At 55.5% G+C, this 19,379-nt stretch carries 17 protein-coding genes; 8 read left to right on the top strand and 9 right to left on the bottom strand.

The genetic code is table 11. The features are described from left to right. The first annotated feature begins 112 nt into the window (after nt 1–112). From P40081_RS15745 to P40081_RS15710, 8 genes are all read left to right on the top strand, one after another. The gene (locus tag P40081_RS15745; RefSeq protein ID WP_231575365.1) at nt 113–895 is read left to right on the top strand and encodes an ABC transporter ATP-binding protein; all 783 of its coding nucleotides are present in this window, start codon (nt 113–115) and stop codon (nt 893–895) included. Then, nucleotides 876–1,652, top strand: a complete 777-nt coding sequence (locus tag P40081_RS15740) for an ABC transporter permease (protein WP_042136737.1) — start codon at nt 876–878, stop codon at nt 1,650–1,652. Before P40081_RS15745 ends, P40081_RS15740 begins: the two co-directional genes overlap by 20 nt. Next, entirely contained in the window at nt 1,649–2,746 is a 1,098-nt protein-coding gene (locus tag P40081_RS15735; protein WP_042136735.1) for an ABC transporter substrate-binding protein, read from the top strand. The genes P40081_RS15740 and P40081_RS15735 overlap by 4 nt, the downstream gene beginning before the upstream one ends. A gap of 76 nt (nt 2,747–2,822) precedes the next feature. Further along, nucleotides 2,823–3,620 (top strand): hydroxyethylthiazole kinase, encoded by a 798-nt coding sequence (thiM, locus tag P40081_RS15730; protein ID WP_231575364.1) that lies wholly within the window; start codon nt 2,823–2,825, stop codon nt 3,618–3,620. A gap of 27 nt (nt 3,621–3,647) precedes the next feature. Continuing rightward, nucleotides 3,648–4,475, top strand: coding sequence for a bifunctional hydroxymethylpyrimidine kinase/phosphomethylpyrimidine kinase (gene thiD, locus P40081_RS15725; RefSeq protein WP_042136731.1), 828 nt, complete (start codon nt 3,648–3,650; stop codon nt 4,473–4,475). Next, nucleotides 4,472–5,143: a thiamine phosphate synthase gene (gene thiE / locus P40081_RS15720; protein ID WP_042136729.1), complete on the top strand. Its 672-nt coding sequence runs from the start codon at nt 4,472–4,474 to the stop codon at nt 5,141–5,143. The genes thiD and thiE overlap by 4 nt, the downstream gene beginning before the upstream one ends. 207 nt (nt 5,144–5,350) lie before the next feature. Continuing rightward, on the top strand, nt 5,351–5,827 hold the full coding sequence (locus P40081_RS15715) for a MarR family winged helix-turn-helix transcriptional regulator (RefSeq protein WP_042136727.1): 477 nt from the start codon (nt 5,351–5,353) through the stop codon (nt 5,825–5,827). Continuing rightward, on the top strand, nt 5,827–7,659 hold the full coding sequence (locus P40081_RS15710) for an ABC transporter ATP-binding protein (protein WP_231575363.1): 1,833 nt from the start codon (nt 5,827–5,829) through the stop codon (nt 7,657–7,659). The genes P40081_RS15715 and P40081_RS15710 overlap by 1 nt, the downstream gene beginning before the upstream one ends. An 89-nt stretch (nt 7,660–7,748) precedes the next feature. Here P40081_RS15710 and P40081_RS15705 read toward each other — a convergent pair whose 3' ends face one another. From P40081_RS15705 to P40081_RS15665, 9 genes are all read right to left on the bottom strand, one after another. Further along, entirely contained in the window at nt 7,749–8,693 is a 945-nt protein-coding gene (locus tag P40081_RS15705) for a hypothetical protein (protein ID WP_042136724.1), read from the bottom strand. Between the two features lie 56 nt (nt 8,694–8,749). Next, nucleotides 8,750–9,451, bottom strand: coding sequence for a pseudouridine synthase (locus P40081_RS15700; RefSeq protein WP_042136721.1), 702 nt, complete (start codon nt 9,449–9,451; stop codon nt 8,750–8,752). A gap of 85 nt (nt 9,452–9,536) precedes the next feature. Next, the gene (locus P40081_RS15695; protein ID WP_156118779.1) at nt 9,537–9,734 is read right to left on the bottom strand and encodes a DUF3934 family protein; all 198 of its coding nucleotides are present in this window, start codon (nt 9,732–9,734) and stop codon (nt 9,537–9,539) included. A 146-nt stretch (nt 9,735–9,880) separates the two neighbouring features. Next, entirely contained in the window at nt 9,881–10,966 is a 1,086-nt protein-coding gene (asd, locus tag P40081_RS15690) for an aspartate-semialdehyde dehydrogenase (protein WP_042136717.1), read from the bottom strand. A gap of 122 nt (nt 10,967–11,088) precedes the next feature. Further along, complete coding sequence (locus tag P40081_RS15685) at nt 11,089–12,315, bottom strand: VWA domain-containing protein (protein ID WP_042136716.1); 1,227 nt, start codon at nt 12,313–12,315, stop codon at nt 11,089–11,091. Beyond that, entirely contained in the window at nt 12,316–14,664 is a 2,349-nt protein-coding gene (locus tag P40081_RS15680) for a DUF5682 family protein (protein ID WP_042136714.1), read from the bottom strand. Beyond that, nucleotides 14,661–15,764: an AAA family ATPase gene (locus tag P40081_RS15675; protein ID WP_042136712.1), complete on the bottom strand. Its 1,104-nt coding sequence runs from the start codon at nt 15,762–15,764 to the stop codon at nt 14,661–14,663. The genes P40081_RS15680 and P40081_RS15675 overlap by 4 nt, the downstream gene beginning before the upstream one ends. Before the next feature lie 60 nt (nt 15,765–15,824). Beyond that, nucleotides 15,825–17,672, bottom strand: coding sequence for a HEAT repeat domain-containing protein (locus P40081_RS15670; RefSeq protein ID WP_042136710.1), 1,848 nt, complete (start codon nt 17,670–17,672; stop codon nt 15,825–15,827). Between the two features lie 74 nt (nt 17,673–17,746). Then, complete coding sequence (locus P40081_RS15665) at nt 17,747–19,192, bottom strand: SWIM zinc finger family protein (protein ID WP_042136707.1); 1,446 nt, start codon at nt 19,190–19,192, stop codon at nt 17,747–17,749. Nucleotides 19,193–19,379: the final 187 nt, after the last annotated feature.

Raw genomic sequence — 19,379 nt, 5'->3', positions numbered from 1 at the left:
CAGCGGTTCCGCGTCTTTGCAAACTGACTGTACCTTCAGGCCCATTCATTTCCTCCGGAAATGGATGGGTCTTTCTTGTTTTCGTAGCGTAATCACTTTTCCCTAAGGAGGCTTGCTTCCCCATCCTATGATCAACATCGCTAACCTGTCCTATTCTTTCGGCGCAGCTTCAAGGGCTCCGGTCTTCTCCGGAATCTCCATGAAGGTCCGCCGCGGCGAGTTCATCTCCGTCGTGGGTGCCAGCGGCTGCGGCAAAAGCACGCTGTTCAAGATTATCGCCGGCCTGCTGGAACCCGGCAGCGGCGAGGTTTCCCTGGACGGGCAACCGCCTAATAGCGCCTCGGAGCGGCTCGGCCAGGTCGGCTATATGCCGCAGCGGGATCTCCTGCTGCCCTGGAGAACCGTACTGGACAATTGCCTGCTGCCCTGGGAACTGAAGCGGAGCGGCTCCAAAGAGGAAGCCGTTATTCAGATCCGCAGCATGCTGCAGCAGTTCGGTCTTGGTGATTCGGGGGCTGCGTATCCGCATGAGCTGTCGGGCGGCATGCGCCAGCGGGTTGCGGTACTCCGCACCATTGCCGCCGGGAATGATCTGCTCCTGCTGGACGAGCCGTTCGGGGCACTGGACGCCATAACCAAGCGGGAGCTTCACCGCTGGCTGCTGGAATTATGGTCAGGACTGGACAAGACTGTGCTGTTCATTACCCATGACCTTGAAGAAGCGCTTCTGCTTAGTGACCGCATCTATCTGATGACCGGCAGTGCCGGGGGCGGTATGCAGGAGTTCATCACCGGTCTTCCCCGCCCCAGACATCATAGTCAGAATTACGAACCGCAGTTTGTTGCCCTGCGGCAGGATTTGGAGCTGAAGCTGTATGACAACCGTCTTCTATAGAAGATTGCTGCGGGAGTACAGCCCGGCTATTCTGCTTGTGCTGCTGATTCTTGCGGTCTGGGAAACGGTGTCCCGGCTGGGGCTGATTCCTCCGTTCATCCTGCCGGCTCCCACTGCCATCTGGATTGCTCTGATGGAAGACAGGCATTTACTCTTCGGCGTTCACCTGCCTGCAACGCTGCTTGAGGTACTAACAGGCTTCGCTCTGTCCGTCTTCTGCGGCAGTCTGCTGGGAACGGGCATGCATCTGTTCAGGCCGCTGGCCAAAGCGCTGTATCCGCTGCTGATTATCAGCCAGACGATTCCGCTGGTTGCCCTCTCTCCCCTGTTTATCATGTGGTTCGGCTATACCTTGTGGAGCAAGGTTGCCGTAGTGTTCCTGACCGCCTTCTTCCCGGTGGTTGTCGGCATCTACGATGGGCTGGGCAAGAATACGGAGCAGTACCGCGAGCTGTTGTTGACGCTTGGCGCGAACCGCTGGCAGATTCTCCGCAAGGCTGCTGTTCCGCTGGCCCTGCCGTCCTTTTTCTCCGGACTGAAGCTGTCGGTGGTGTACTGCGTCATTGGCGCTACCATCGGCGAATGGCTTGGAGGCAGCCGGGGGCTTGGTTATTTCAGCCGGAGAATGGCCGGCAATCTGCAAAGTGCCGAGATGTTTGCCGCTGTTGTGCTGTTGTCCGCCCTTGGGATCACTTTGTTTCTTTGTATTGCTACTCTCGAGAAGTTATTTCTGAAGAAAAGAGGACGTTATTCATGACTCCAATCCGCTATAACCGTTATCACTACACCCGTAGTACTCAACCTTATAAGTTGCTGCCTTATGTATTGCTCCTGTCTGTTCTTTTGGTGCTGCCGGGCTGCGCCGGCAATAACGGGTCGGCTGGCAATAACGTGCCGGCTGGCTCCGGCTCATCATCGGCATCATCCGCTCCGGCGGCAGCCGCAGACGGTACAGCCCATAAGCTGACGATCATGCTCGACTGGTATCCGAACGCCGTTCATTCCTTTTTGTATGCGGCACAGAGTGAGGGGTATTTTGCCGAAGAGGGGCTTGATGTTGAGATACAGATGCCTGCCGACAGCAACGACGCGCTGAAACTGGTAGCTGCCGGACAAGTCGATCTGGCCCTCAGCTACCAGCCGCAGGTGCTGATGGCCCGGGGAGAGCAGATTCCGGTCAAATCCGTTGCCGCTCTGGTACGGCATCCCCTGAACCATCTCATGGTTTCCGCAGACAGCGGAATAACCCGGCCCGGGGAGCTCTCAGGCAAGCAAGCCGGTTACTCCTCCATTCCGCTGTATGAAGCCATGCTGCACACTATGATCCAAACCGATGGCGGCGATCCCGCCTCCCTGAAGCTGATTGACGTCGGCTTTGAGCTTATCCCTGCCCTCTCCACCGGGCGTGTGGATGGAATTATGGGCGGATTCATCAACCATGAGCAGCTGATATTAGAGCAGGAAGGCCATCCTGTGCGTTCGTTCAATCCTGTTGACTACGGGGTTCCTGATTATTATGAGCTGGTGCTGGTCGCAAGTGACCAGGGTCTGCAGAATTCCTCGGAATATTTCCAGAAGTTCATGAATGCTGCGCGCAAGGGTCAGCAGTTCGTCACTAAGCAGCCGGAGCAGGCGCTGAAGCTTCTGCTGGAGCATCAGGATGCCACCGCACCGCTTGATGAAGCCATCGAGAAGCGCAGCCTGGAAATTCTGCTGCCGCTGATGGATGCCGGTGCACAGCCCTTCGGTTATCAGGATAGCGTTTCCTGGGAGAATGTGCGCAAATGGCTGAGCGAGGGCGGTCTGCTGGCTGAGGAAGTTGACAGTGCGGATGCTTTTATTAATTTATAGAACATGCTTTCGAAGTTAGTTTTGCGAAATGATCTCAAGGATGCGTATGCTATCAAAACTTTCAGGAGGAATAATCATGTCTTTTCTATCCAAGGTACGGCAGGCAAATCCGCTCGTACATAACATTACCAATATTGTAGTGGCTAATTTCACCGCTAACGGACTGCTGGCGCTGGGGGCTTCCCCGTTCATGGCCGACGCACTGGAAGAGGTGGCGGATGTTGCCGCGATGTCCGGGGCGGTCGTGCTGAACATCGGTACACTGAATGAAGCTATCATCACTTCAATGGTGAAGGCCGGGCAAGCCGCGAACCGGCATGGTGTCCCGCTCGTGCTTGATCCCGTTGGAGCAGGTGCTACACCGTACCGCACTGACGTTACCGCGAAGCTGCTGGGTGAGCTGCAGCTGACCGCTCTGCGCGGCAATGTGGCCGAAGTAGCCAATGTCGCCGGAGAGCGCTGGGCGAGCAAAGGCGTCGATGCCGGAGCAGGTGAAGGCGATGTGATCGCCTTGGCGAACAAGGCTGCGCGGAAGCTGAACTGCGTGGTGATCATCACCGGCAAGGAGGATATCATTAGCGACGGCACGCGCACCTACATCGCCAGCAACGGCCATTCCATCCTGACCCAAGTGACGGGAACCGGCTGTCTGCTCAGTGCCGTAGTAGGCGCATTTCTTGCAGTAAGCGGTGGGAATGCGCTTGAGGCAGCTGCCGAAGCACTCTCGTTCTACGGCGTGGCAGCCGAGATTGCCGCAGAAGCCGCTGAAGGACAAGGACCCGGCAGCTTCCAGATGGAGTTCCTGAATCAATTGTCCCTGGTGACACCAGATATCTACAGCAGCCGGTCACGCCTGCAGCTGCTTGAACAATAAACCGCACCTCTTAAAGGAGAATACCTGATGACCCGTATACGTAAAGCGTTAACGATTGCCGGCTCTGACAGCGGCGGCGGTGCCGGTATCCAGGCTGATCTGAAGACCTTTCAGGAGCTTGGAGTCTACGGAATGTCCGCGCTCACTGCGGTCACGGCTCAGAATACCTTAGGCGTTCAAGGGGTATATCCGCTGGAGCCGGAAGCCGTTGCTGCGCAGCTGGATTCTATTGGCAGTGACTTGACACCTGATGCCATTAAGACCGGTATGCTGTTCAGCAGTAAGATTATCGGTGTTGTCGCGGATAAGGTGACAGCGTACGGCTGGCAGCAGCGGCTTGTGATCGACCCGGTAATGATTGCCAAGGGCGGGTCAGCTCTGCTGCTGCAGGAAGCCGTGCAGGCATTGATTACCGGACTGATGCCTCTGGCTCTTGTGGTTACCCCCAATCTTCCCGAGGCAGAGATGCTCACGGGGATGAAGATTAATGGAATGGCAGACAGAGAACAGGCTGCAAGACTCCTCCATCAGATGGGGCCGCAGTACATTGTTCTTAAGGGCGGACATGATCCGGAAGGCGATCAGCTGGTGGACCTGCTCTATGACGGCCGGGAATTCCAATATCTGACCAGTCCGCGGATTGAGACCAGGCATACGCATGGGACCGGCTGTACTTTCTCGGCGGCGGTGGCGGCAGGACTTGCGCTCGGCCACTCTATAAATGAAGCGGTGCATACAGCCAAAGCCTTCATTCAGGCAGCCATTGAGGACAGTCTGAACATCGGGGCAGGACATGGGCCGACCAATCATTTTGCTTACGGGAACCGTATCAGATCAGGGGGGCAGCAGCTATGAACCGGATTGACAGTGAGCATATGCGCAAGCTCCTTAAGGTATATTTCATTATGGGCAGCGTGAACTGCCGCCTCTCTCCAGCCGAGACTTTATCTGCCGCAGCAGACGGGGGAATCACCTTATTCCAGTTCCGTGAAAAGGGTCCCGGTGCTCTGACCGGCGCTGCTCTGCTAGAGCTTGGACAGCAGCTCCGGGCAATCTGCCGGGACAAGCGGATTCCGTTCATCGTCAATGACGACCTGGAGCTGGCGGTTGCACTTGATGCAGACGGAGTCCATGTGGGCCAGGATGATCTGCCGGCCCGGACGATCCGCCAGCGGCTCGGCGAGCACAAGATCATCGGCGTTTCCGCCCATAATCCCGCGGAAGCGCAGCAGGCGATTGCGGACGGAGCCGATTATCTCGGGGTCGGTCCGGTCTACCCCACCTCCTCCAAAGACGATGCCGAAGCCGTTCAAGGGACGGCTGTCATTGATACTCTCCGCCGCAGCGGGCTTAATATCCCCCTGGTAGGGATAGGCGGTATAACCCTGGATAACGCCCTGCCGGTGATCCGGGCCGGTGCAGACGGAATCTCCGTAATCTCGGCCATTGCCGGAGCAGAGGATATCCGGGAGACCGCGAGGGCGTTCGGGCGGATTATACAATGCGGAATGCTTCCGGAATGAGCTTAAATAAATGAGCGTATTTCAATTACAAAAACACCCGCAGCTGCCTTCACACAGGCGCTGCGGGTGTTTCTTATGCATTCCGGCATAACCTGTTTACCGCTATTTCAGCGTAACATTTACTTTTGGAATATTCAGGCGTATAATCAGTTTACATTGTTAACTGTTGACAAAAGAAACTATTATCAGGTCAGAGGAGGTTGCCCCATGACAGATCCGGCGCAAACGATAGAGGTGTATCATTCCTTGCTCGCCGTTGCCCGCCAGCTCCGTAAGCTGGCCCATCAGAGCGCTGCGGATCTCGGATTAACCGTGCATCAGATCGGTATACTGAATTCTCTGCTCAAGCATCCCGGTCAATCGCAGAAGGAAATAACAGAGCGTCTGGTATTTGCCAAGAGCCGCGTAAGCCTGCATATTGATGCGTTGGCCGAGAAGGAACTGGTGACCCGGACCGCCTCCGAGGCAGACCGCAGGGAAACGAGGCTGAATCTCACCCCGGCAGGTGAAGCGCTGTGCAGGCAATACAATGAAGACGCCTATTCATACCAAATGCTGGGGGCGGCGCTGGATCATTTTTCGGGAGAAGAAGTCCAGTCGCTCATTCAAATGCACTCACAGCTGCTCGAACAGCTGACCCGGGATCAGGATAACTTAAATACACACAAAGCTGGTGATGAATAATGGGCAGAGGTTTCGGTCCAATGGGATTCGGCGGACCCGGGCATGGCAAATTAAAGTTCGATGATGATGAGGCGAAGCCGGATATATCCAAGACGCTGCTGCTCCGCATCGTGAAATATTTCCTGCCTTACTGGAAGCAGACCCTGCTGGTGATGATTGTGCTGTGCATTACTGCAGTGCTCGGGCTGCTTCCTCCGATTCTGATTCAGCATATTATCGACCGTGCGCTCCCGGATAAAAACCTGAGGCTGCTGGTTCTGCTTGTCCTCGCCTCGCTCGGTACAACTGTAGTGTCCGGTCTGCTGGGCGTGCTGCAGAATTACCTGAACTCTTTTATCTCACAAAATATTGTCCACGATATGAAAAATCAGATGTACCGCCATCTGCAGGGCATGCCGCTGCAGTTCTTCTCAGGGGTTAAGCAAGGGGAAGTCATCACCCGGATGACCAGTGATATTGCCGGGATACAGGGCGTGTTCAACAGCACCATCGTCAATTTTGCCAGCAATCTGTTCATTCTGACTACGACAGCGGCAACTCTGTTTATCATGAACTGGAAGCTGGCGCTACTGGGCATACTGGTTGTCCCCCTGTTCATTATGCCAACCCGCAAAATGGGCAATGTGCGCTGGAAGCTGGCCAAGGAAACCCAGGAGAAGATCTCCGAGCAAAACCAGATCATCCAGGAAACGCTCAGTCTCAGCGGATATATGCTCATGAAGCTGTTCACCAAGGAAGACAACGAGCTGGCGAGCTTCAGAACCGTTAATGCCCAGGCGACACGCCTGCAGATCCGGGAATCGATGGCCGGACGCTGGTTTATGCTGGTCCTCACCACCTTCACCAGTATCGGGCCCATGCTGATTTATCTGTACGGGGGTTATTTATTTATCCAGGGAGAGCTGACGGTTGGTGCGATTATCACCTTTGTGGCGCTGCTGGGCAGATTATACGGGCCGGTCATGCAAATGACCAATCTGTATGTGGATGTGAACCGGTCGGTGGCGCTGTTTGAACGGATTTTTGACTATTTCGATATGGACCCGCTGATTGTGGATTCGCCGCTGGCCCTGCCAAGCAGTGCTGACGGCCAGGATATCGTCTTCGACAAGGTGAATTTCGCCTATCAGCCGGGCAAACCGGCCCTGCGGGAAATTTCCTTCACGGCTGCCGCCGGATCACTGACTGCGCTGGTCGGCCCCAGCGGAGCGGGTAAAACAACCATTACCAACCTCATCCCCAGACTCTATGAACTGGATTCGGGTGTGATCCGCATCGGCGGCAAGGATATCCGTGAGTTCACGCTGCACTCCCTACGCTCTCAGATCGGGCTGGTTACCCAGGACACATATCTGTTCAACGGGACCATCCAGGAGAATCTGCTCTATGCAAGCGCCGGTGCCACGGAGTCCGAGATGATTGCCGCCTGTGAAGCCGCTTATATTCATGATTTCATTATGAAGCTGCCTGAAGGCTACAATACGGTAGTCGGTAACCGGGGAATCAAGCTGTCCGGCGGAGAGAAGCAGCGGATCTCGATCGCCCGCGTGCTGCTCAAGAATCCGCCTATTATCATCATGGATGAAGCCACCTCGTCACTGGATACAGTGTCGGAGTTCTATATCCAACAGGCGATGCATCAGCTGCTGCTGGGCAAGACCAGCATCGTTATCGCCCACAGGCTTTCCACCATTATGGCTGCCGATACCATTCTTGTCGTTCAGGACGGCGCTATTGTGGAGTCTGGACAACATGCTTCTCTGCTGGCGGACAACGGGGTCTACAGGGATTTGTATAACAAGCAGTTTCAGGCGTCAGAGTCCGCCACTTGATATTGTACGGAATTGAAAAAGGGATTCACGGAGGCCATTAACCGCTGCCTCCGGAATCCCTTTTTATAATTGAACAGACAAGTCCAGGTTTATCTCTCTGTACGCAATGGCTCCAGCTTGTCCATCCATCCGCTGAAGTATTCCGGCGTCTCGTTCTTCTTCAAGCGGTCATAATATTCGTCCACAAAACCGCCGTCTCCGGCACGCTGTCCTGCCCACTCATAGAATTCTTCAAACCGCGTCAATGCAAAACTACGCTTCTCCAGAATCAGATAAGCACTGAGCAGGCTGTCCAATGTCAGGTCTGTGGGGTTATTTTTGTACTCCTGCTCACTTAGCCGCAGCTGGTCTTCCGCATATTGCTTGGTGAGGGTCTTATCCGGTACATACCGTGTTCCCTGAAGCTCATACACGCCTACCAGCGCTGGACCAAGCGGCAATTGCCCGGAAAAGGGACTTGCAAGCAAATCCTCATCTCCGTCCTGATCCGTATCCTCATAGTTCACCGATACATTATCGTTAACAGTTACCTGCATGACTCCGTCGATTTCCTCAACGACAATATAGGATGATTCAGGACGGTTATCCATCAGACTGAACAAAAAGGTGGCATGATTATTCTGCACAAGCGCTTCCGCCCAGAGATCATCTTCCTCACTCCAGATATTGCCGCCTTCCATCTTAATTCCGGCTTGCTTGCTGTCAAAGACAATCTTCCCGTCCTTCACAACCGCAAACTGCGTATACGTAAACTCCCCTTTGTTCCAGTAATACACCTCGTAGATCTGCCCGTTCAGCTGAACGGCATCCATATGTAAGAAGCCTGAATATTTATCCGAAATCTCCGGGGAGACTTCCGGTACTTCCCCCGTAAAATCAGCGGTTGCATCCGCCGGAGAGGCTTGTGGTGCAGTTGACTGTGCTGCTGCTTCTGAAGTCACAGATGCTTCCGGCGGCTCCGCAGATTCATTACTGCCGGTTCCCGAGCAACCGGCTATAACCATTAGCGCTAATAGCAAACTTATTATTCTCATTTGATCCTCCTGATGGTTTGTCAGTATGTCAGCAAACGCTTAAATGCTGTGAATCCCTATTTCTCTGCGTCCAGTCTGGAGTAGAGTTCAGCCAGCTCTTCTGCGGTCAGATGCCTCCACTGCCCCCGCTCAAGGCCGCTGAGCGTAATGTGCATGATCCGGATGCGCTCCAGGCGGAGCACCCGGTATCCCAGCTCCTTGCACATCCGGCGGATCTGCAGATTCAGCCCCTGGGTTAAAACAATCGCGAACTCGTTGTCCGTGATCCTGCGGGTGAGGCAAGGCTTGGTCCGGGTCCCGAGAATACCCACACCGGCTGACATCTCCTGAAGGAATGCTTCAGTCACCGGCTTGTCCACCGTAACGTTATATTCCTTCTCATGCCCATGCTCGGAGCGCATCATCCGGTTAACCACGGCTCCGTCATTGGTCATGAGTATCAGTCCTTCGGACTGTTTGTCCAGCCTGCCGACGGCAAAGATCCGGGAAGGATAACCGACATAATCAATGATATTCCCTTCCACCTGCCGGGCAGCTGTACAGGTAATCCCAACTGGCTTGTTAAGAGCCAGATAGACCCGTTCTTCCCGGTCCGGGCTCAGCGTAACGCCGTCAACGGCCACCGTATCTCCCGGCTCAACACTAGCCCCCGCTGCACAGGCTATACCGTTAATGGTTATCCGTCCCGCCGCAATCAGCCGGTCCGTCTCTCTGCGCGGATATACGCCTGTCTCACTTATATATTTATTAATTCTCACTCCAGTACCCGCTTTCCTGCCCTACATATTAAAGAACACCTGATTCACTTACAAATCAGATGTTGCATATGGGCACATGGCCGCCTTATTTACTGCCTCCGGTTTTGTTGCCTCCGCCGCCGCCCTTGGCTGCGCTTGCTCCCTTAGTTCCCGGTTTGGTACCCGGGCTTCCGGGAGGTCCGCTTTTTGCCGGCTTCACGGGTTTCGCCGTCTTATTCCAGCGGGTCCAGCCCTTGCTCCCTGTCCCTCTGCCTGTGCCGCCGCCTTTACTTTTTGCCACAATATCACTCCGTCGGTATTCAGTTTTCGTCATGCATTCCTCTATCTTACCATTATTCCGGGGGTAATGTCAGGTAAAACCGCAAACAACCTGCGCGGAGAGGCTCCGGCAGGCTGCATTACGAACTGAAATGAAGCTGTTGCTGCTGCTTATTTCGGCTGAATATAACCTTCAGCCTTCAGAAGCTCAGCGATCAGGACAGCACCGCCGGCAGCACCTCTTACAGTGTTGTGGGACAGGCTGACAAATTTGTAGTCATAGAGTGAATCCTCACGGAGTCTGCCGGCCGAAATTCCCATTCCGTTCTCAATATCACGGTCCAGACGGGTCTGCGGACGGTTCTCTTCTTCGAAATAGGTAATGAACTGTTTAGGTGCGCTTGGCAGTCCCAGCTGCTGCGGACGTCCCTGGAAGCTGTTCCAGTGTTCCAGAATCTCTTCCCTGCTAGGCTTCTGCTCAAAGGATGCGAATACCGCAGCCATATGGCCATCAGCAACCGGCACACGAATACACTGTGTGGTGATCACCGGCTGTTCGCTTTTGACAATCCCCTCTTCGGTTACCTTCCCCCAGATCCGCAAAGGCTCCTGCTCACTCTTCTCTTCTTCGCCGCCGATGAATGGAATCACGTTGTCCACCATGTCCGGCCAGTCGGCAAAGGTTTTACCGGCTCCGGAAATCGCCTGATACGTCGTCACAACAACCTTCGAAGGCTTGAAATCATGAAGCGCATGCAGTGTAGGCATGTAGCTTTGAATGGAACAGTTTGGCTTCACAGCGATAAATCCGGTTTCGGTGCCCAGACGTTTGCGCTGCTGGGCAATCACCTCAAGATGCTCAGGGTTGATCTCAGGAATCACCATCGGAACATCCGGCGTCCAGCGGTGCGCGGAATTGTTGGAAATAACCGGAGTACCAGTGCGTGCGTAGGCTTCTTCCAGTGCCTTGATTTCTTCTTTCTTCATATCTACAGCGCAGAAGATCAGATCCACATCCGCAGACACTTCCTCTACCTTGGAGGCGTCCTGAACCATGATACTCTTAACGGCCTCCGGCATTGGTGTAGACAGCTTCCATCTGCCTTTGACGGACTCTTCGTACGTCTTACCGGCCGAATTCGCGCTCGCGGCAATAGCCGTTACCTGAAACCAGGGATGATTCTCAAGAAGTGCAATGAAACGCTGGCCGACCATACCGGTACCGCCAACAATACCCGCTCTCAACTTACTTGACATAAGAAATTCATTTCCTTTCAAGCAGCGCCTAGCGATAGGTGCTTTTTAATAACCGATTATAAATGATATATGCATGTTACACAATATGTGATTATAAAGTAAGTGTTTCCTGTTCCTAAAAATTATCGCGCCATCCCCAGACGCTTGGACAATTCACCGAGATCCTGGCCCTTGAGCGCTCCCTCGACCAAAACAGGAAGTAACGCCGGAGTACAGGCAAAGCAAGGGGTTCCGTCACGGGTGAGCTGGGCGGCCAGACGCTCGTCGTAGGAAGGCTTCCCTTCATCCGACAGGGCCAGCAGTGTCATCGTCCGCACACCGGATTCGCGCAGCTCACGCATCCGCCGGACCAGTCCGGCCTGGTTGCCGTTCTCATACAGATCGGAAACAATGATGAACAGCGTCTTCTTCGGCTCCTCAATGAACTGCTCACAATACTTCACGGACTTATGGATATCCGTGCCGCCGCCAAGCTGAATGCCGAAGAGCATGTCTACAGGATCATTGGCACATTGCTCAGTCAAATCTACGACCTCAGTGTCAAAAGCGACCACACGCGTGTTAAGCGCCGGAATGCTGGCGAAGATCGAGCCGATGACCGAAGCCCAGATGACAGAGCTGGCCATCGATCCGCTCTGGTCAATGTCCACGATCACGGTCCATTCCTTGCTGCGGCGTGCCCGGTCGAAATAAAAGAACCGCTCGGGGATAATCATCCGCCGCTCTGCATCGTAATGCTTCAGATTGCGCTCAATGGTCCGCTTCCAGTCCAGCCCGCTCAGGGACGGCAGCGGAGAATGCTGCCGCTTGTTCAGCGCGCCGGTAACGGCACGGCGGATATCCGTCTCCAGCAGCTTGACCAGCTCATCAACCAGTGCCTGGACTAGCATTCTTGCGGTGTCCTTTGTTTTCTCAGGAATTTTGCCTTTGAGTGCCAGAAGCGTACCGACCAGCTGGATATCCGGCTTCACTGCCGCCAGCAGCTCCGGCTCGAACAGCAGCTGCTTCCAGCCTTTGCGCTCCATGGCATCACTCTGGATAATCGAGACAACATCCTCCGGGAAGAAGGTGCGCACATCCCCAAGCCATTTGGACAGGTTAATAGCGGCATGCCCTGATCCCGCCCCTCTGCCCTTCGAACCCGCTTGAGAGGTCCCGTCAGCTCCGCCAGCACCTGCCTCATTATAGATGGCAGCCAGCGCCGCATCCATAATCCGTTCTTCCTCGGTCAGTGTAGGCCCGCCGCCTGTCCCGTAACCGGATAAAGCTTCCTCTGCTTCCTGGCCCAATATCAGCCTCCAGCGCGATACCGCCCCGTTCCGTCCGTTATCCTTAATATCCCCCGCCATCTATAGGTCACCGAAGTCAAAATCATTCAGCTCATCCAGCATTTTGGCTTCCTCCTCCTTCAGCTCGCCTGTAAGAATCTCAGCAGCCTGTTCTGTGTTCACACCCCACAGCTCACCCAGAAGCTCGGAGATCATCGTCTTCTCCCGGGGAGAGAAGGTGCTGAATGCCCGGCGCAGAAAGACCAGGGCACGCTTGAATTCCTCATCGTCCAGGGCATTAATATAATCATTCAGCTGCTCCCACAGGCTCATCCGCGACAACAGGCCGTAGCGGTTACGCATAGACAGCCCTTCGAACCAGCCCGCCCCCAGATCAGCTGGGATACCCGGAGACAGCCGGCGCGACACCTCTGCGACCACATCTTCCGCAGAGACCGCAGCCCGCTCCATCAGGATCGCGCATGCGAAGCCGGACAGCCGGGGGTTACGGTCATCCCGCTGTGACAGCTGCTGCAGCTCCTGCAGCCACAGGGCAGTATCCAGAGTCCCGCTATGTTCCAGCGAGATGCCGTTCAGCTCATTCATGGCGCTGATCATCAGCGCCGCAGCTTCGTCATTGCAGCCGCTCGCATCCAGCAGGAACAGGCAGCCGCGCCGGAACAGCTCCTCCAGCAGCGGCACTAGCGGAGCGGTATCCACCTTGCGGATATCGCTGAAGCCGATAATTGTCGCCAGCTCCCGGGCAGCGGCGGCAATAGCAACTACATCGCGGCTGTCCACCGCCAGGCTCTGCAGCACCCGGCTGCTCTCCTCCATCTGCGAGGTCATCGCACACTGGCAGGCGATGCGGATCAGCGCAGACGCATCAGTAATGGAGCGGCACTCCAGCAGCTTCTCCTTCAGCACATAAGCTGAAGCGACTTCAATGGTCTCGCCCAGGAGCGTCGATTCAACCACCTGAATCTCCACCTCCGGTGACCACTGAATAATCCAGTGCTCTGCCCAGGTTGCCCCGGACTGTCCGCTTGGCATATTCCGCACGAAGGATATGCCCAGCAGCTCCAGCCTGTGAAACAGCACGGAACGGTGCAGATCCAGGTAGGCCGCTTCAGCGCTGGACACCCGGCGGTTCTCACGCAGATCGAGCGCCAGGTCACTGGCTACAGTGGACTTATATTTCTCCAGCTTATACCGTTTCAGCAGCCGGTTCAGGTCATCCTGGATCGGTGTCTGGCTGACACCTTCGGCCAGGCTGCCAATCGCCGTACCGACATCTACCCGGGCCAGCGATTCGGCAACAACCGAGAGGTCGCCATGGCCGAGCAGTGTCTGGGCGGCATCGCGCAGATCACGCAGTGTAGGCGCGCTCCCGCCGTGCAGTGCTGCCAGCGACTCTGCCAGCCGGACCGCTTCAATGACTTCAGCCGTGGAGCGGTGCGTCCCGGATCTGCGTACCTGCCTAGCCACGGAGGACAGGTAGAGATGCGGCAGCTCCTCAGCCCTGCCGGACTCCATCAGCTCCCACATCAGCTCGAAGTAATGCGGAGCCCCGTTGCCTGCACCATAGCCGGACATTGTAGAGAGCTTGTAATACGAATACGGCATCAGTGTCAGCTTCGTGCTGCGTGCAGGCAGTGACGCCAGCTCGCTGTCGGTCATCCCGTCTGCAAGGTCTGCCAGTGCAGCAGCATGGTAAGCGCCGCAGATCACTACTATCTTCTCCGGCTGATGGCCGGCTTCAATCTTCTTCCGGATCTGGCGCCGCATATAAGCTTCGCGCAGCGCGTTATAAGCATATTCGCGGGGCTGCTCTACCAGCTCCCGGGACTCTGACAGCTCACGCATCCGGGCTGAGAACGCCAGTATCGCCGCACGGTACGCTCCGCTGCTGGCGTTATGCTCGTAATTGCGTTCCCAATACATATCATAATCAGATTCACCGGCGAGCCGGGCAATCCGGCTGTACACCGATTCCTGCTCCTGCAGCTCATCATCCGTAGGCTCACCTTGTTCATCCGCCGCAGGCTTAAGCACCGGCCTGCTCCCGGATTCAAGCCGCAGGGCATCCTGCAGACCCAGGGTTACGGATGAGGGAAGATCGATGAATTCCGCTTCTGCCCCATGCTCCTTCGCCCATCGCATCCCCTGGTATTCCGGGGAGTAGACAGCTAACGGCCACAGCACCGTCCGCACAGGCAAATCCTCAGTAAAGGCCAGAATTGCAACCGGAGGTTTCGTGACGGTGTGAGTCAAATGACGGATCTCGTCAGTCGCATCACCGGGTCCTTCGATCAGTACGGCGGTCGGCTGAAGCTCATTCAAGTATTCCAGCAGATGCTTCGCACCGCCCGGAGACAGATGGCGCACCCCGAAAATATTCACAACGGCAGCAACAGCCGCCCCACTCACTCGTTCATCTCCTTGCAGGCTTGATACAATCCGCGCCAGTCCGCTCCTTTTTTCTTCATTACATTATCGAGGTATTCCTTCCAGACCAGCTTATCCTTGTCATCATCCTTGACGATAGCCCCCTGCAGGCCGGCAGCCAGATCCCCGTCGGTCAATTCTCCGCTGCCGAAGCTGGCTGCCAGGGCCATGCTGTTCGTCAGCAGGGAGATGGCTTCCGCCGTGGAGATTACACCGGCCGGTGTCTTCACCTTCTCCTTCTTGTCGAGCGTCATGCCGCTGCGCAGCTCGCGGAAGATCGTCACTACCTTGAGCAGTGCTTCATCCGCCGGAACAGAAGCCTGAAGCTCATACGAAGAAGCAATCTCTGCAACCCGCTTCTTCACGATCGACAGCTCGGTCTCCAGATCAGACGGTGCCGGCAGCACGATGATGTTGAACCGGCGCTTGAGCGCCGCTGACATTTCGTTCACGCCGCGGTCGCGCGTGTTGGCGGTGGCAATAATGGAGAAGCCTTTGCGGGCACTGGTCTCCTTGCCCAGTTCCGGCACGGAGATCGTCTTCTCCGAGAGGATGGAGATCAGCGCATCCTGCACCTCGGAAGCGCAGCGGGAGATCTCCTCAAACCGGGCTAGCCCGCCGTCCTCCATTGCCCGCATAATCGGACTCTTGACCAGCGCCTCCGGCGTTGGTCCGTTCGCCAGGAGCATGGCATAGTTCCATGAATAACGTACATGCTCCTCACTGGTTCCGGCAGTCCCTTGCACAACCAGGCCCGAGTTGCCGTAGATCGCAGCCGCCAGATTCTCGGACAGCCAGGACTTTGCCGTTCCCGGCTCACCGATCAGAAGCAGCGCCCGGTCTGTTACCAGCGTGGCGACCGCCATCTCGATTAGCCGCGTGTTACCGATATATTTCGGGGTAATCACGGTCTTGCCCGCCTTGCCTCCGGCAATGAACGTTAACACCGAACGCGGCGACATCTGCCACCCGGCAGGGATACGGCCTGTATCTTCCCTGCGTAAGGCCTCCAGTTCCTCACGGTATAGAACCTCGGCTGGCAGACGCATGTAATCCTGAAGCTGACTTTGTTCCGTCGACATGAACACCTCTCCTTTATAAGAACTCTTCAATTAGATTTCTCAAGCTACATCCGCCCAGGATTATTGCGCACTCTTCAAGCTGTTCAGCACATACTCCAGCTGCTGCTTGCATTCATATCTATATTTAGGGACAATCGCTTCCAGACGTCCCACATAGCTGACCGGGAAGCGCTCAATCAGTTTGAATAAGTAGAGCTCAAATGTGTAAGCTGTATGAACATTTTTATTCTCAAGGGCTGTCATCAGCAGCTCAAGACGCTCCGGCTCCGGCACCCCGGCCCTCTCCAGACCCTTGAAAATATTAGAAAGGAGATCATAAGTCGTACGTTTAAATGGCTCCTGCAGCTTGCCAAGCAGGTAGTCCCGCACGCCCTTATGACCCGGCCGGGCAAAAGCGCTTGCCAGGTTCACCGCATCATGCTGAATGAACCAGTCCAGCCAGCGGGAATCCCAGGCTGCCGCAATTTCCTCGGCTGACAGCATCTCCCTGCTGTAAGGCTGCCTGATTCCTGCAGCATCCCACTCTACCTCATACGCCCTCCGGCGGATATCCACGACCTGCTCCTCTATCGTATTAATCAGCAGCTGGGCGCGCTGAGCCGCATCTTTGGCATCCTTGCCCACCAGCGCTTTCAATTTGTCCATAAAGGTTCCGCCGAACCGGCTATACAGCTCCTTGGGCGTCATCACCCGCTGGGCGGCGTGGAAGTAATTCGGCAGGAAACGCACACTCCGCTTCTCCAGCGCCTCCAGCTCTGCCAGTGCAGCTCCGCCCGGAGTATTCTCTTTATACCAGGCTGCCTGGTCAATGAGCGGAATCCAGCCGAGCGGGGAAAACCTGGCATATTCCTGAAGGATATAGCTGTAGATTTCATCCAGCTGCGGGCTACGCTCATGGCGAAGAGCGGTCAAGAATGGAAGAAGGCTATTCCATGCGGCCTCTGTGAGCTTCTTGTCTGCATTATTCTGCGGCGCCTTCTGCAGTTCTTCCATGAACAATGCCGCCAGCTTATCAGACACCTCTGCGGAAGCTCTGCCCGCCAGTACACCGGCAACCATCTCACGGTCCTTTTTCGCCGTGAAAGCCTCCACAAGCCGTTCACCGCCCTGCTGCGAACCGCCTGCAGCCAGCGCCGAGAAGGCAGCTTCACGGATGGCCTTCTTCTTATCTGTTGTCCACTCCAAGAGTGCATCCACATACTGCTCATGACCGGCGAGCCATTTCATAGCGGCTACCCGGATGTCTTCACTGCCGCTTCCGGCGATGCGGAACATCTCCTCCAGATACCGGTCTCCTCCCACCTTGCCGATCACCTCAAGCTTGCGGACCTCGCTCCTGCCGCCGGCTGGATCCAAGCTTTCGAACAGGAATCCGGCAATGTCCGGTCCATAGGACGGAAGAATATCGGTCATCGCAAAGTCTGCAAGTTCCGAATAAGGATCGTTCAGCGCCGAGACTGCCGGCGGCAGCAGCCGCAAATCCTGAAAAACACCTTCCTTGAAAGCATCAATTACAATTTCATATCTTCCGCTTCCCGTTGTGCTGAGCGCCTGCTGAACGGCACCAATCTTGCGGTAGGGCTGATTCGTCTTAAGTTCAAAGCTCAAGGCCGGCAAAGGTCCGGGGGTTCCGTCAACTGCTGTTGTCCCCTGGGTATACAGCACCGACTCCAGCAGCAGCGTAAGCTCCTGCAGTTGAACACCGGGAGCGGCCTCTTCAGCACCGTCAGGCTCCAGCAATGAAGCCACGCCCTCGCCCAGCTTCTTAAAGACCGGTGCGCGTTCCCCCAGCTGCTGAAACTGCGGAAGCAGTCGTTTCAGGCGGAAGTCTCCAGCCGCTAACCCGCTTCCGGCAATATACAGTCTTCTAATCTCCTGATGCAGCTCCTGTAATAACGCTGTGCTCATGGACTGTCCTCCTATATGAATGAACTTGAGTTTACTTAGAATTCAGATGCTCGCCGCTGTCCTTCCTTGAACTTCTAATACAGCAACCGGATGATTTCTTCACCCTTAATGACTGTCAGCGGCTGGGCAGTCAGCCTTCCCTTGTCCAGGTTATGCTCGAACATCACCAGCAGGTAGCAATCCGTATGCGCGGCAGCCGGCACAAACGGCAGCATATGCACGGTTCCCTGCGGCAGGGACGGAATATCCTCCAGCGCCAGCCTGCTGCCGGATTCATCCGTTATGACATATTGGCCGCTCTCCGTAATGCCCAGACTGGCGGCATGCAGCAGCATCACCGGCAGCTTGTCGCTGAGAGGATTCTTGATCTGGTTCTTCACCATCTTGACAGCTTCCGCGTAGGAGCGGTGAGCCTGGGCAGTAGCCCGTTCTATATCCGGGCCTTGCACTGTTCTTGGAGACATGGCTTCAAAACGGACCCGGGCATTCATATCTCCCGGATAAGTATATAGCTGAGGGACCACAGCAATCTCGAAGAAGCTGTCTTCCTCCCGCATCAGCTTAGCGGCCTTGTACGGCCGGTAATTGACCGTCCGGTGGATCCTCCCGCCTTCCGCAGTGAGGTCCACCCAATACCCGAGATCTACATATTCCAGCCGGGCCATATCATTGAAGCTGTAGAAGGCGAGCTGCAGCAGCTCTGCCCCATCCTTCACCAGCCCGTATTCCTTCAGTTCGCTCAGCTGCCAGGCATGCCCCAGCCACTCATCGATGGTCGATTCATGGTCGAGTGCAAGCTCCGGGTCCTCGCTCCGGGCCAGCAGATACGCCCGGCCCTTCTTAATAAATGCATGAAGCCGTGACAGCTGCTCCATCGCATATGTATAGTTCTGTTCCTGGTCCTTGCCGCCGAACATGAGAATCGTGAACCGTCGCAGCTCAATCTGTGCTCCTGACAGATAATAGTTGCCAAGCTGCTTCACCTGCTCCTGAATCGTATTCATGCTCGAACGGTCAATGGTGGACAGTCCGCCGCGGACGAACCCCAGCACCAGCTTCTCAAGCATATCGAGCCCTTCAAGCTGGGCGGTAATTTTTTTCTTAAGCGCGGATTTGTTAACCTTCTTTGGCTTAGGGTCTGCCCCTTCGGCCGCCTGCTTCACCTTATTCTCTTCCCGCTTCTCAGCCTTCTCACGTTTGGAGGCTATGTCCTCAGGGACGGGGGCGGGGCTGAACGTCTGACCTTCGGCCTTGGCATAGAGCAGCCCTAACGCATGCTTACAGGGAAACTGGCGGCTGGGGCAGCTGCAGCGGAATACCGGATTGTCCGGCACGATGAAATCCACAGAACACTCATAGGGAGTCTTGCCGCTCCCTGCACATTTTCCAAACAGCAGCTCTCCGTCCTCCGACTGATGGAGCTCTATGAAGCTTTTTTTGCGGACCAGACCTTGACCGTTCTTGATGGCTGCAGCATTGGGTGCAAGTGAATCAACGTATGATGAAGTAAGTTCAGGCAAATCAGATTCCTCCCGGCTGAAATAGGATGTACGCGGCATAAATAGGAGTGCGGTTATGACACATGCAAGTTATTACCCAACTTCAACGGATAAGATCACATGTTTGCATTTATCTTAGCAAAAATATTCCACCGATCCAATCCAGAAGACTGTCACAGGGTTAAAATAGTTAATATGACCTAGCTTA

Origin of the sequence: Paenibacillus sp. FSL P4-0081, assembly GCF_000758565.1 — a bacterium.
GTDB lineage: Bacteria > Bacillota > Bacilli > Paenibacillales > Paenibacillaceae > Paenibacillus_AQ > Paenibacillus_AQ phytohabitans.
This window is presented reverse-complemented; position numbering and strand designations above follow the sequence as displayed.